The sequence below is a fragment of the Pediococcus argentinicus genome, assembly GCF_001437605.1.
GTDB lineage: Bacteria > Bacillota > Bacilli > Lactobacillales > Lactobacillaceae > Pediococcus > Pediococcus argentinicus.
This window is the reverse complement of the sequence record NZ_JQCQ01000011.1, coordinates 17797-31467: the sequence shown is the minus strand read 5'-3', so window position 1 is coordinate 31467 and position 13671 is coordinate 17797. Positions and strand designations below refer to the sequence as shown.

The following is a 13671-nucleotide window of genomic DNA, read 5'->3' as shown; positions in this document are numbered from 1 at the left end:
AAATCCAATTCACAATAATGTGAATTGGATTTTTTGTATTATTTAACAGATAAAATCTTAACTTGCATTGCTCCAGCAGGAGTTGCAATTGAAACTTCGTCACCTTTTCGTTTGCCTAGCAAGGCTTTAGCGATTGGAGAATCATTAGAGATCTTTCCGGCCATTGGATCAGCTTCAGCTGCACCAACGATAGTATATTCTTCTGGTTCTTCATCAGGAAGTTCTTTAAACTCAACTGTCTTGCCAAGAGATACTTCATCTTTATCAACATCGTTATTGTTGATGATTTCAGCATTGTGAAGCATGTTTTCAATCGTACTAATACGACTTTCCACCATACTTTGTTCATCTTTAGCTGATTCATATTCTGAGTTTTCAGATAAATCACCAAAACTACGAGCAATCTTAATTCGTTCAATAACTTCTGGACGAGTTTTTGTTTTTAATTCTTCAAGTTCTTCTTCTAACTTGTTTTTTCCTTCTTCAGTCATAGGAAAAGTTTTTTCTTCAGCCATTCTTTCACCTCTTAGTATTTATTATAATGTGTGTCGCGACCATCCTCAGAAAGAATGTCTCTCACTTTAGTTACTAATAAATCAATTGCAACTGTATTTTGTCCACCTTCTGGAACTATGATATCAGCGTAACGTTTCGTTGGTTCGATAAACTGATGATACATAGGCTTCACAGTCGTTAGATACTGAGTAATGATTGAATCTAATGTTCTACCGCGTTGTTCCATATCACGACGGATTCGACGAATAATTCTAATATCATCGTCCGTATCAACGTAAACTTTGATATCTAACATATCACGAATACGCTCATCATCTAGAATCAAAACGCCTTCTAAAATAATCACATCGCGTGGCTCTTGTAATACAGTTTCTGCGCTTCTGGTTGACTCCTGATAATCATACACCGGAATTTCAATTGATTGATTCTGCTTTATTTCCATCAGATGTTCCACTAATAAATCAGTGTCAAAAGCAAGTGGATGATCATAATTGACTGCTGCACGTTCCTCCATTGTCATTTCAGCTTGATTCTTATAATAAGAATCCTGTTGAATAACAGAGATAGAGTGCCCAGACAACTGATCATAGATCTTTTTACTTACAGTAGTTTTTCCGCTACCTGAACCACCGGTTACTCCGATAATAATGGGATTATGTGTTGTGCTCATTTATAAATATCCTCGTTATTTACCTTCTGGATTATACTTGCTAACAGCTTCGTTAAATGAATTAATATCCTTGTAGAATAAGACATCACCAACATTGTATTTAGATCCTGGAACCTTCTTAGTAACAGCAAAGAAGAACATATTGCCGTCTCCACGATCCGCATTGACAATCGCCATCACTGATCCTTCACCTGGATTATCAACAGGCCCTGGTGGGAATCCTGGGTTAACACGGGTATTGTATGGACTAGTACTCTTCAAATCTGATTGACTCAACAATTGAGTAGCAGATTTTTTAACAGCATATCTAGTAGAAACATCCGAACCTAAAGTTTCGCCCTTATCGATTCGGTTTAAGAATACCCCGGCAATTTTGGCACGATCTTGTTCTTTGCTACCTTCCATTTCAACTAATGATGCAATACTTAATGCTTCTTGTACGGTTAAGTTATTGCTCTTAAGTTTAGAATAGTAAGGTTTAAGAATTGCATCCTCTTTACCAACCATTTGTGTAACCAAATCCTTTAGACTTGAATCTTTTTGAATTGGATAAACAGCTGGGAATAGATATCCTTCAAGTCGGTATCTAACGTCCTTAGCTTTCATTGCTGAGCCAAGTAAATCAGGATACTTCTTAGCAAGACTACTAATAAAGGATTGATCCTTCATCAAATCTTTGAATTCGCCTTTCTTAAAATGACCACCCTTATCAATGGAATCTGAAATTTGGTCGATCATTTCACCTTCACGAATCAAAATCTTAGGACCGTTAACCAAAATAGGTTGAGCGGCGCCACCCTTTTGTAAGCGAGTTGCGACTTGGTTTAAGGTCATCGAAGGCTTCAAAACATAATACCCAGCCTGGAAGTTGTTCAAATTATGTGACTTAGCATAATAATTAAAAACTGAACCACTCTTAACAACTTTTTTATCTTGTAAGATAGAACCCACTTGTCTAGGAGCTGCTCCGATTGGAACATTAACTTCAATTTGTTGATTACTGTTAGGATTCATTGGTTGCATCGCAGAGTTGAAATATCTATAACCAAGGAAAACTGTTACAGCAACAACCGCAATTAGAATACCAATAACCCATTTTATAATACTAGGACTATTTTGAGGACGAGGCGCATTCATTCTTGAACGGCTTCGACTCATATTATTATCGTCGTTATTCACGCTAAATTCCTCCATACGTAATTACACATCTAGGCTATTATACAAAACATTTACCAATCCTGCATTATCGTAACAGAATTTTAAACATCACCTAATGGTTACACCTAATTCAGTTTTTAGTTGTTCGACTAGTGATTCAAATTCTTGATTAACAACTTCTTCTTGCAAGGTTGCTTTAGAATCTTGATAAGTTAGTTGATAACCCAATGATTTCTTACCTGATGGCAAGTGACTGCCATTGTACACATCAAACAAGTTGATATTTACAAGGAATTTTTGTTTTGAACTATTAATTACATCTAAAATGTTTTGATTTGTAACATCTTCATCCACCAGTAATGCCATATCACGAGAAATACTTGGGAACTTAGAAATCATTTCGTAATGTTGACGTACTTTAGGTTGAGCGATAAGTGTCGACAAGTTAAGCTCAAAAACATATGTTTCAGAAATCTTATATGCTTTTTGCGTCTCAGGATGAACTTGTCCCACAAAACCGATGTATTGATCATCAATAAAGATGTTAGCAGTGCGTCCTGGATGCATTTCTGGATATTGATCTGTTGCACGGTATTGAACAGCACCATTCAAATTAAGGTTTTGAAGATATTGATCTACTACACCCTTCATTTGGTAGAAATCTACTTTTTCATCCTTGTTAATCCAACTACTATCAATAAGTGAACCAGTAATTGCTCCAGCAATATGTTCAATTTCAGTTGGTTGAACATTATCACCAGCTTTTTTAAATACGCGTCCTTGTTCATATAGAGCAATGTTATCAACCGAACGTGCTTCATTATAAGCAATGTCATCAAGTAATCCTGAAATCAAACTCATTCTTAAGGCTTCATGGTCTTTAGTCATTGGCCAATCAACCTTAACAGTTTCGCCGTCTGCCATAATAAAATGACGAGCTTTATCAATTGTCGTCAAGCCATAGCTCATGGCTTGGTTCAATCCAAGACCCTCTAGGGTTGTTCTTGAATCACGAATAATCTTTTGTGTATCAGTTAGACTGCCAATTGTTGTTGGTCCCACTGGTAATGTAGATGGCAAATTATCATATCCATAAATTCGAGCAATCTCTTCTAATAAATCAGCTTCGATAGAAATATCCCAGCGACGAAGTGGTGCTACAACGTTAAAGTTACCATTTACTTCATCCAAATCGTATTCAAATCCAAGACGATCAAAGATGTCTCCAACTTCATCAGCACTTAATTCAGTGCCCAATACTTTATTAATACGCACTAAACTAATTTTGATTTGTTTTTCTTCTGGAATAACTTCATTTCCCACAACCGTGTTTTGAGAAATTTGACCATTACCAAGTTGAGCCATCATTGTAGCAGCTTCATCTAAAGCATTATCAATAGAAGAAAAATCAATTCCACGTTCAAAACGTGTTGCGGCTTCACTGTGTAAAACATGGTAACGAGCTGTTTTACGGACTAAGATTGGATCAAAGATAGCAGCTTCAAGTGCCACCGTCTTAGTTCCATCACTAATTTCTGAATCCATTCCTCCCATCACACCGGCAAGTGCAACAGGAACATCACCAGATTTAATTAACAAATCATCTGCACGAAGATCGCGTTCTTCACCATCTAAGGTTGTAAACTTAACATTTTCGCCAGCCTTATCAACAGTAATAGTTTTTTCTGGTAATTGATCGTAATCAAACGCATGTAAAGGTTGACCATACTTAAGCATAATGTAGTTTGTAACATCCACTAAATTGTTAATTGGTCGAATTCCAGCCTTCATAAGACGTTTTTGTAACCAAAATGGACTATCTTCCACAGTTAAGTTATTAATAACCTTCATTTTATAGACTGGTGCAAATACAGGATCACTGACTTTCACACTGATCTGTTCGTTACTATCTTGATCTGATTGATCTGAATCAGATGGAACGATTGATTCAAATGTCACATCTTCATTCAAGATGGCACCAATCTCAGTAGCATTTCCATTCATACTAAACATGTCACCACGATTTGGTGTGATATCTGTATCAATCACATCGTCATCCATGCCAAGTGCTTCCATGACTGAGTCGCCAGGTTCTACACCACTATCAGCTGGGAAAACATAGATCCCATCAACATAATCCTTAGGAACAACAGCATCATCAAAACCAATTTCTTGTAGAGCACAAATCATTCCGTTTGAAGGAACACCACGCATCTTACTACGTTTAATTTTAACGTTGTCTTTAATTCGAGAACCGTGCATTGCAACGATTACATCTTGATCTGCGGCAATGTTAGGTGCACCACATACGATTTGGATGGGTTCTTCTTCACCAACATCAACTTGAACAATGTGTAAATGATCTGAATCTGGGTGCATTTCAACTTCTAAAGTGTGACCCACTACAATTTTTTTCAATTTGTAGTCTAATCGTTTAACAGAATCCACTTCAACAGCTGTTCGTTCAATTTTTTCTGCTAAATCCTTAGGCTCAATGTTTAAATCTAAATATTCTGATAACCATTCGTATGATAACTTCATTGTTTAACCTCGCTTATTGAATTGTGAAAGGAATCTAACATCGTTCAAATAGAAATTACGAATGTCATCAACTCCGTATCTAAGCATTGCAAATCGATCAGGTCCGAGTCCAAAGGCAAATCCGCCATAAACTTCAGGATCTACACCAGCCATTTTCAATACATTAGGATGTACCATTCCGGCACCTAAAACTTCAATCCAGCCGGTATATTTACATACTTTACATCCCTCACCCATACAATTAAAACACGTCACATCTGCTTCAACTGATGGTTCAGTAAATGGGAAGTAACTTGGACGTAAACGAACTTCAAATCGATCGCCAAAGAGCTCTTGAGCAAGAGTTTCCAAAGTTCCCTTCAAATCACCCATGGTAATATGCTTATCAATCACAAGTCCTTCGATCTGATGGAATTGATGTGAATGAGTAGCATCATCGGTATCACGACGATATACAACACCTGGTGAAATCATCTTTAGAGGACCTTTTGAAAAATCATGTTTCTCCATTGTACGGGCTTGAACGGGTGAAGTTTGTGAACGCATCAAGATTTCGTCTGTAATATAGAAAGTATCTTGCATATCGCGAGCGGGATGATCTTTAGGTAAGTTCATCATTTCAAAGTTATAGCGATCGGTTTCAACTTCAGGGCCTTCCACAACTTGGTATCCCATACCTAAGAATAAATCTTCAATGTTATCAATAATCTGTTGAATAACATGTGGATTTCCTTGAGCAACTGGTTTACCAGGTAATGTAACATCAATACTTTCTCGTTTGAGTTTTCGTTCCAAATGAGCTTGTTCTAGCTCTGAGCGACGTTTCTCAATTGTTTCGGTTAAATTATCGCGAACTTCATTGGCAAAGGAACCAACTTTTGGTCGTTCTTCCTTACTTAACTCACGCATTCCACGTAATACTTCAGTAATTGGGCCTTTTTTACCCAATAGATTAACTCGAACTTCATTCAATTTAGACAAATCAACAGTTTCTTTGATGTCTTTCAAGCTTTTTTGTTCAAGATCTCGTAATTGATCTTCTAAACTCATACTAACTTCCACCTTTCCAAAATAAAAAACGCCCTTTAAAATAAAAGGGACGTTTTAAACGCGGTACCACCCTTGTTTGCTGTTAAGCACACTCGGTAACCACATACGGGCGGTCAACCCAATTTTTTTATCATTTATACAAAGCGAATTCGTTGCAACGTTATCACACTCTTCTCAATCAATAGAATGCATCCCTGTAAAACGCCAAACCAACTACTACTCTTCGTTCTTACTTCAACATCTTACCTAATATAGGCTTTAACGTCAAATTAGTGAAGATACCACTTACTTCAATCTTCACATTTTTCAACGCTAACAGTCTAAATCGGGTAAATAAGACTGATTCTTCCGCCTAACTACGAAACCCAAACGATTCCAAGTACGAATCATCTGGGTTTCTATGTTATGCTCAGAACCAAAACGTCTTATTTACCTCTCTCAAATTAGTACCAGCAATCCGCAAACTCGTGCACGGTTTCCATAACTGGACGTAATGCTTCACCACGTTCAGTAAGTTGATATTCAATCAAAGCTGAGTCTTTGTAGGTCTTACGTTCAACAAGTCCTTCTTTTTCGAGATTCTTTAAACGTTCAACCAAAACTCGATCACTGCATTTATTAACACTGTGAGCTAAGTTCTTGAATCGTTGGGGGCCTTCATTTAAAAGCACTTCTAAAATCAAACCATTCCACTTCTGTCCTAAAATTTCAAAAGTCTTTTCAAACTTTGGACAAAGAGAAAAATCTTCTTGTGTTGTTTCCATTGATTGCATAACAATCCACCTCTTGTTTTAATCCGTTAATTACAATATTAATTAAATTTAGCTAACTTTACTTGGAACTTCTTTCTGAGATGTCCAAAATATTCTTGAACAGCCTGTACATCATCTACCACTGAAACAATCGTACTTTCAGCGTACTTAGGAAACGCAATAGTTGCGCCCCACATATGTTTTAAAATAATATCTTTTTCTTTTGGTGACAACGTTGTGATCTTCTCAGCATTGCGAAGTGCAACACGGGGATGAATATAAGCGTGTGTGCCTAATTCAAATTTAGTTGTACGCCAATCATAGTAGAACAAATCATGAAGCAAACCTGCTCGTGCAACTGACTTATAGTCCAGATGCAGCCTTTTTGCAATTCGATAACTTTCATAGGAAACATCAATAGAATGTTCTAAACGTGTTCCATTGTGATGTTGGGTGTAGTTGTTTAGTTTTTGAACCTCTTTAGTGTTTAATAAATCCGAAACAAGACTAATATACTCACGATCATTTTTCCAATCAGTTAAGCTCATCCAAAGACTCCTCTTTTTCTTTAAGTACACACATGATACAAGCTGTACAAAACAAAATCAAAGATTATTAACTATTGATACCAATTCGTAATATATTCGTTACAGAGTGAACATCAAAACTCCGGCAGCAATTGCAACATTTAAAGATTCAGCCTGACCTTTAATAGGAATATATAAATTCTTAGTTGTTGCTTGAGCAATTTCAGGAGTCATTCCATTACCTTCATTACCAACAATAACTGTAAAGTCATCCGAAGCTATAGCATCCTGATAATCAATTGCATCTTGGTCTAACAATGAGCCATAAGTCTCGTGATGTTGAACCTTACTCTCTTGAATCCAATCTAAAAGATTCGTTCGAACGATTTGAATATGAAATTGACTACCTTGCATAGATCTTAGAATTTTTGGATTATAGATATCTGCAGTTCCAGCTCCTAATACAACACCCGCATAGCCAGCAGCATCAGCCGTTCTAATCATCGTTCCAATATTTCCTGGATCTTGAACGTTATCTAATCCCAACCATTTACCGTCCAAATCTTTAGGAATTGTATTTTGATTTTGATCAATTAATCCAATCAAAAAGATTCCTTGACTATGAACGGTATCACTCAAATGGTTTGTAACAGCATCGTCTATAACAATCAATTTATCTGAATCAATGTCTGTTAACCAGTCTTCTTCAGCATATTCTTCATTAATAACGATGTAATCGTAATCGATGCTTGCTTGAAGTGCCTCTTGAACTGGATGACGTCCTTCTAAAAGATATTGACCAAATTTTTTACGACCATGTGTTGTTCGTAATTTAACCCAGTCTTTAATTTTACTATTTTTTATCGATGTAATTTTTTCCATAGTTGTTCAAAACTCCTTTATATCAGTGTTGATTATAACATATCAAAGGGTAATCCATGTTAATATACTAAATGAGGTGATTAATTATGAAATCTGTTCATTTAAGAGCGATTGGACGTGTTCAAGGCGTCGGATTTCGATATATGACAAAAATGGTTGCTGACCAATTAAAAGTTACTGGTTGGGTTAGAAATTCTATGGACGGCTCTGTGGAAATTGAAGCACAGGCTGAAGATGCAGTGTTAGATCAATTTGTTCAAAAAATTCGATCTTCACCCTCTCCATCCGGAAAAGTCACAAGATTATCCGTTTCTGAAATACCTAATTTTTCACAAAAAGGTTTTATAGTTAAATACTGATTACGGTTGAAAATATGCTACTAATCAAGTATAGTTTTGGTTGTATTTCTGTTTTATGAAGGGACTTATATTAATGAAAAAACTTAAACAGGTTTCAACCATAACTTTAATTTCAAGTTTGGCTCTTTTCCTTTCAGGATGTGTCCAACGAACAAAGTCTGGTAAACCGTACGGAATTATTTACGATACCCTTGCTGTTCCAACTCAACACGTAATGAATGCTTTAGCGCAATTCATCGGTGGTCGAGATGGTTATGGTTGGGCAATCATCTTAGTAACATTTATTGTACGACTCATTTTGTTGCCTCTTATGATTAATCAATCAAGAAAAGCAACTATCCAACAAGAAAAAATGGCGTTTATTCAACCACAGATGAAGGTATTACAAGATCGAAATAAGAATGCCTCTTCTCCTGAAGAAAAGAACGCGGTTAGTCAAGAAATGATGGCCTTGTACAAGGATAACGGGGTTAGCATGACCGGTGGAATTGGTTGTCTTCCAATTTTGATTCAGTTACCTGTCTTTGCTGCTTTATATGCAGCTATTCAGTATTCACCTGAATTACACACAAATGTAAACAGCCACCTATTCTTAGGAATAATCAATCTAGCAACTTCTAAAACTAGTTTGATTTTGGCAGCTTTATCATTTGCAATGTACTTACTTCAAGGTTGGTTAGGTACAATCGGCATTCCTGAAGCACAAAAGAAAACCATGCAATCAATGATGATTGTTAGTCCATTGATGATTTTCTTCTTCACCTTTAGTGCTCCTGGTGGTCTTGGCCTTTACTTCTTCGTTGGTGGTATCTTTGCTTGTATCCAAACTTTAATTATTAATTTCTATCGTCCACGGATTAAAGCAAGTATTCAAGCCGAAATGAAAAAGAATCCACCTAAGATTGTTGAACCAACAGGACCAGTTGATTTAAATGATGTAGAAACTACATCTGACGAACCAACTGAAAATGCTCCAGAAACAGATAGCAAGCCAGTAGAATCAAATCCGTCAAATCATGATAATACATCAAATGATCATCGACGAAATGCTGGTAAACAAAGACACCACAAAGACTAATAACAATTNATTCAGAAAATTTTCTGAATGGCTTTTTTGACCTATTGATCTTTTTTAACATGTTTCATAATTGGTAACTGAATTCGGAAAATCGAGCCATGTCCTACAGAACTCTCAAGCGAAATAGTTCCACCATATTCCTCAATCAAGCGTTGAGCAATCGAAAGGCCTAATCCATTACCACCCTTGTCCCTACTACGGGCTTTATCAACTCTATAGAAGCGATTAAAGACTTGTTTAGCACTTTCCTCTGAAATTCCTTCTCCAAAGTCCTGCACCGCAAATTCAACTGCTTGTGATGTACTAGAAGCCGATAAATGAATTTCCTTGCGATCAACTGAATACTTAACCGCGTTGTCCAGTAGAATAATCAAAACTTGTTCCAAATGATTACGATAAATCTGAACGATTGGATTTCCTTCAATATCGTTATCCAAGTTAAAGGTGAAATCTGGGTGAATCATTTTAAAATCATTGAAAACCTGCGTAAATAATTTCACAACATCAGTTGTTTCATTTGCATAGTTTATTTCAATTTGATCAGCACGTGTTAAATCTAACATTTCAGAAACCAAACTTTTCATTCGCTGTGTTTCCTCTAACGAAGATTCAATTGACTCTGCTAGAATCTGAGGATCATCTTTTCCCCAACGATTTAGCATCTTTAAGTGTCCCTCAATTACAGCAACTGGAGTCCGTAATTCATGAGAAACATCTTCAACGAATTGACGCTGCTGATCAATATAACGTTGCATCCGATCAATCATGTTATTGAATTCATCGGCTAAATCAGATAATTCATCATTTTGGTTAAGTTTTGGGATTCGAGCGTCGGTTTGAGGATCATTTCCTAATTCAACCATCGTATCGTGAACTAAGTTAATTGGTCGTAATAGATAAGCCGCTAGTGCATAACCAAAGATTGAAATAATTAAAAGAATTAACAGCGTGGATAATCCGAATACCCAGATCAAACGATGATAAGTGCTCGAGTACTCTCTCATGGTATCTACAACTTGCACAAAGCCGATTTTCTTACCATTACGGTCAAAAAGCGCTGTCCGACCAACTAAATAGTTATTATGGTTCACTCGTTCCATTCGAATATTTCGAGTAGATGGAAAAACAAAATCCACCTTGGGTTGTTTAGATGAAAACAAGGTGCTCCCCTGCATATCATAAACTGAAACAATGATATCTTGACGAGATAAACTAGCAATCAAACTATTACTATAAGGTCCAATACTATCAGAAGGTGATTTACTAACACCGTGATCTGGTCGTAAAATTTGGACTGATTTTTGATCAATTTTCTGAATACCTTGTAAACGACTAGATACCAAATTCATAGTTGATTCAACCCGGCTGTGTTCTTGGCTATATGCTGAGTTAGCAATTACACGAAAAATAAAAAAAGAAAACAGGCCAAAGATTAGAAGCACTCCTACTCCAGTTCCCATCGCCCATTTCCATTTTAAAGAAATTCTTCGTGGTGTTTTCAGAAGTCTTTCTTCATTTTCCATTGATTATGTCCTCATAACGTATCCAGTACCACGAACAGTCTGGATATAACTTGGTCGGCCATCAACGTCAATTTTATTTCTTAGATAACGAATATAAACATCAACAACGTTAGTTTCAACTCCGTCATCTACACCCCAAACTTTATTAAGCAAAGTTTCACGTGATTGAACCACATTAACGTTTTCCATCAATAATAATAATAATTCATACTCACGCTTAGTTAAGTTGATTACTTCATCATTACGACGAACTACACGATTTTCTTTTTCAATCACAATATCTTGAAATTCAACCTTTGTTTGATGAAATTCAGAATCTTCTGTTTCCAAATCAACTCGCCGAAGTACGGCGCGAAGACGTGCTAGTAATTCTTCAATCGCAAATGGCTTCACAATATAGTCATCTGCTCCATGATCTAATCCTGAGACACGATCAATAACAGAGTCACGGGCAGTCATCATAATAATTGGCGTAATTTTTTCACGTCTAATTCTACGGCAAACTTCAATTCCGTTAATTTCAGGTAACATTAAATCTAATAAGATACCGTCAAAATCTTCATTTAAAGCAGCTTCTAATCCTGTACGACCATTGTATTGAACCTCAACATCGTAACCTTCATGTTGCAATTCAAGTTCAACAAATCGAGATAGGCTTTTTTCGTCTTCAATAATCAATATTCGACTCATTTTTACGCTCCATAATTAAAAAATTTTAATACTCACATTGTTAAATTCTAACATTAAATATTTAATTTGCCTAGAGTACAAAAAAAGAGCCCTTTTGGACTCTTCTTATTATGAGTAAATTTTTATTGTTCTTCATACCATGAATAATGGAATGTACCTTCGCGGTCAACTCGTTCATAAGTATGAGCACCAAAGTAATCACGTTGTGCTTGAAGCAAGTTAGCTGGAAGTACTTCTGAACGATATGAGTCAAAGTAAGCAACAGCTGCTGAGAATGCAGGCACTGGAACACCAGCTTTAACAGCTAAAGCAACAACATCACGAACTGCTTCTTGATACTTAGCAGCAATATCTTTAAAGTAGTCGTCCATCAACAAGTTGCTTAGGTTAGCATCCTTATCAAAGGCATCTGTGATATTTTGTAGGAAACGGGCACGAATGATACATCCAGCACGCCAAATTTTAGCAATCTCGCCAAAGTTCAAGTCCCAGTCGTAATGTTCTGAAGCAACCTTCATCTGTTCGAATCCTTGAGCATAACTCATGATCTTACTGAAGTAGAGTGCTTCACGAATCTTTTCAACGATTTCTTTCTTATCGAAGTCAACGTTACCAGCCGGTGCAGGTAATACTTTACTTGCAGCGACACGTTCGTCCTTCAAAACAGAAATATAACGAGCGTAAACTGATTCTGTAATTAATGATTGTGGAATACCGAGTTCTAGAGCATTTTGTGAGCTCCACTTACCAGTTCCCTTGTTTCCACCCTTATCCATAATTAGGTCAACAATTGGCTTGTCAGAACCTAGATCATCTTTACGAGTAAGAATATCAGCAGTAATGTCAATCAAGTAGCTATCAAGTTCGCCCTTGTTCCATTCACCGAAGATTTCAGCAATTTCATCAACTGATAAACCAACCATCTTACGAAGAAGATCATAACTTTCATCAATTAATTGTTCGTCACCATATTCAATTCCGTTATGAACCATCTTAACATAATGGCCAGCACCATTAGGGCCAATATAAGTAACACATGGAGCACCATCTTTAGCCTTAGCAGCAATTTTTTCAAAGATTGGTGCAACAAGGTCATAAGCTTCTTTTTGACCACCAGGCATCATTGAAGGTCCTTGTAATGCACCAAGTTCACCACCAGATACACCAGTACCAATAAAGTTAATACCTGAATCGTCTAATTCTTTATTACGACGCATTGTGTCTTCGAAGAATGTATTTCCACCGTCAATTAAAACGTCACCCTTATCAAGGAATGGAAGTAATTCAGCAATAACTGCATCAGTTGCTTTTCCGGCTTGAACCATCATCATAATACGACGTGGTGTTTCAAGAGATTTTACAAAGTCTTCAATTGTGTATGCTGGAACAAGATTCTTTTCAGCATGATCTTTCATAACTTTTTCAGTTTTAGCTGCTGTACGGTTATAAATTGCAACGGTATAACCTCTGCTCTCCATATTCAAAGCGAGGTTCTTTCCCATTACAGCCATTCCGACAACACCAATTTGTGGTTTGTTCATTAGAATTCCTCCTGTATTTTAAGTCCAACTAATTCTATCAAAATAACCTAATATATTAAAGCGTTAAGGTTACAATATTGTCCAAAAAGCAACAAAAAAAGACCAAAGGACCATGGCTCCTTCGATCTTTTTGAAAACTAATCCTAGATTAGTTTGCTTTAACGTCAACTACTTGTTTGCCGTTATAGTAACCACAACTTGGGCAAACACGATGTGAAACTCGTAATTCACCACAGTTTGGACATGGTGCCAAACTTGGAGTTGTTAGTTTAATGTGTCCACGACGATTACGTTTACGCGCCTTTGATGTTCTTCTTGCTGGTACTGCCATCAATGAGCACCTCCTTTAAGAGAATTACGGTTTCCCGCGTTTTAAGTCCTGCT

At 36.6% G+C, this 13671-nt stretch carries 14 protein-coding genes; 2 read left to right on the top strand and 12 right to left on the bottom strand.

Annotated features, from left to right (window positions below; genetic code table 11):
• Positions 1 to 38 precede the first annotated feature (38 nt).
• From greA to IV88_RS03940, 8 genes are all read right to left on the bottom strand, one after another.
• Positions 39 to 515, bottom strand: coding sequence for a transcription elongation factor GreA (gene greA / locus IV88_RS03975; RefSeq protein WP_057799007.1), 477 nt, complete (start codon positions 513 to 515; stop codon positions 39 to 41).
• 11 nt (positions 516 to 526) lie between these two features.
• Positions 527 to 1186: a uridine kinase gene (udk, locus tag IV88_RS03970; protein WP_057799005.1), complete on the bottom strand. Its 660-nt coding sequence runs from the start codon at positions 1184 to 1186 to the stop codon at positions 527 to 529.
• A 15-nt stretch (positions 1187 to 1201) separates the two neighbouring features.
• On the bottom strand, positions 1202 to 2365 hold the full coding sequence (gene mltG, locus IV88_RS03965) for an endolytic transglycosylase MltG (RefSeq protein WP_236698599.1): 1164 nt from the start codon (positions 2363 to 2365) through the stop codon (positions 1202 to 1204).
• A gap of 87 nt (positions 2366 to 2452) precedes the next feature.
• Positions 2453 to 4885 carry a phenylalanine--tRNA ligase subunit beta gene (gene pheT, locus IV88_RS03960; RefSeq protein WP_057799000.1) on the bottom strand — a complete coding sequence of 811 codons (2433 nt, stop codon included), beginning with the start codon at positions 4883 to 4885 and terminating at the stop codon, positions 2453 to 2455.
• A 3-nt stretch (positions 4886 to 4888) separates the two neighbouring features.
• Entirely contained in the window at positions 4889 to 5935 is a 1047-nt protein-coding gene (gene pheS / locus IV88_RS03955) for a phenylalanine--tRNA ligase subunit alpha (protein ID WP_057798998.1), read from the bottom strand.
• Between the two features lie 443 nt (positions 5936 to 6378).
• Positions 6379 to 6708 (bottom strand): winged helix-turn-helix transcriptional regulator, encoded by a 330-nt coding sequence (locus tag IV88_RS03950; RefSeq protein WP_057798996.1) that lies wholly within the window; start codon positions 6706 to 6708, stop codon positions 6379 to 6381.
• Positions 6709 to 6746: 38 nt separating this feature from the next.
• Positions 6747 to 7235 carry an HD domain-containing protein gene (locus IV88_RS03945; protein ID WP_057798994.1) on the bottom strand — a complete coding sequence of 163 codons (489 nt, stop codon included), beginning with the start codon at positions 7233 to 7235 and terminating at the stop codon, positions 6747 to 6749.
• Positions 7236 to 7334: 99 nt separating this feature from the next.
• Complete coding sequence (locus tag IV88_RS03940) at positions 7335 to 8096, bottom strand: TrmH family RNA methyltransferase (protein ID WP_057798992.1); 762 nt, start codon at positions 8094 to 8096, stop codon at positions 7335 to 7337.
• 86 nt (positions 8097 to 8182) lie between these two features.
• Between IV88_RS03940 and IV88_RS03935 the strand changes: the two genes are divergently transcribed.
• On the top strand, positions 8183 to 8455 hold the full coding sequence (locus tag IV88_RS03935; protein WP_057798990.1) for an acylphosphatase: 273 nt from the start codon (positions 8183 to 8185) through the stop codon (positions 8453 to 8455).
• 73 nt (positions 8456 to 8528) lie between these two features.
• The gene (yidC, locus tag IV88_RS03930; RefSeq protein ID WP_057798988.1) at positions 8529 to 9533 is read left to right on the top strand and encodes a membrane protein insertase YidC; all 1005 of its coding nucleotides are present in this window, start codon (positions 8529 to 8531) and stop codon (positions 9531 to 9533) included.
• Positions 9534 to 9574: 41 nt separating this feature from the next.
• Here yidC and IV88_RS03925 read toward each other — a convergent pair whose 3' ends face one another.
• The 4 genes from IV88_RS03925 to rpmF form a co-directional block, all read right to left on the bottom strand.
• Positions 9575 to 11056, bottom strand: coding sequence for a HAMP domain-containing histidine kinase (locus IV88_RS03925; RefSeq protein WP_057798986.1), 1482 nt, complete (start codon positions 11054 to 11056; stop codon positions 9575 to 9577).
• A gap of 3 nt (positions 11057 to 11059) precedes the next feature.
• The gene (locus IV88_RS03920) at positions 11060 to 11746 is read right to left on the bottom strand and encodes a response regulator transcription factor (RefSeq protein WP_057798984.1); all 687 of its coding nucleotides are present in this window, start codon (positions 11744 to 11746) and stop codon (positions 11060 to 11062) included.
• A 122-nt stretch (positions 11747 to 11868) separates the two neighbouring features.
• Positions 11869 to 13287, bottom strand: coding sequence for an NADP-dependent phosphogluconate dehydrogenase (gene gndA / locus IV88_RS03915; protein ID WP_057798982.1), 1419 nt, complete (start codon positions 13285 to 13287; stop codon positions 11869 to 11871).
• 148 nt (positions 13288 to 13435) lie between these two features.
• Entirely contained in the window at positions 13436 to 13618 is a 183-nt protein-coding gene (gene rpmF / locus IV88_RS03910; protein ID WP_057798979.1) for a 50S ribosomal protein L32, read from the bottom strand.
• Between the last annotated feature and the right edge of the window lie 53 nt (positions 13619 to 13671).

Coding starts and splice junctions, on each gene's coding strand:
- greA (WP_057799007.1), bottom strand. CDS start 515: ATGGCTGAAGAAAAAACTTTTCCTATGACTGAAGAAGGAAAAAACAAG.
- udk (WP_057799005.1), bottom strand. CDS start 1,186: ATGAGCACAACACATAATCCCATTATTATCGGAGTAACCGGTGGTTCA.
- pheT (WP_057799000.1), bottom strand. CDS start 4,885: ATGAAGTTATCATACGAATGGTTATCAGAATATTTAGATTTAAACATT.
- pheS (WP_057798998.1), bottom strand. CDS start 5,935: ATGAGTTTAGAAGATCAATTACGAGATCTTGAACAAAAAAGCTTGAAA.
- IV88_RS03950 (WP_057798996.1), bottom strand. CDS start 6,708: ATGCAATCAATGGAAACAACACAAGAAGATTTTTCTCTTTGTCCAAAG.
- IV88_RS03945 (WP_057798994.1), bottom strand. CDS start 7,235: ATGAGCTTAACTGATTGGAAAAATGATCGTGAGTATATTAGTCTTGTT.
- IV88_RS03940 (WP_057798992.1), bottom strand. CDS start 8,096: ATGGAAAAAATTACATCGATAAAAAATAGTAAAATTAAAGACTGGGTT.
- IV88_RS03935 (WP_057798990.1), top strand. CDS start 8,183: ATGAAATCTGTTCATTTAAGAGCGATTGGACGTGTTCAAGGCGTCGGA.
- yidC (WP_057798988.1), top strand. CDS start 8,529: ATGAAAAAACTTAAACAGGTTTCAACCATAACTTTAATTTCAAGTTTG.
- IV88_RS03925 (WP_057798986.1), bottom strand. CDS start 11,056: ATGGAAAATGAAGAAAGACTTCTGAAAACACCACGAAGAATTTCTTTA.
- IV88_RS03920 (WP_057798984.1), bottom strand. CDS start 11,746: ATGAGTCGAATATTGATTATTGAAGACGAAAAAAGCCTATCTCGATTT.
- gndA (WP_057798982.1), bottom strand. CDS start 13,287: ATGAACAAACCACAAATTGGTGTTGTCGGAATGGCTGTAATGGGAAAG.
- rpmF (WP_057798979.1), bottom strand. CDS start 13,618: ATGGCAGTACCAGCAAGAAGAACATCAAAGGCGCGTAAACGTAATCGT.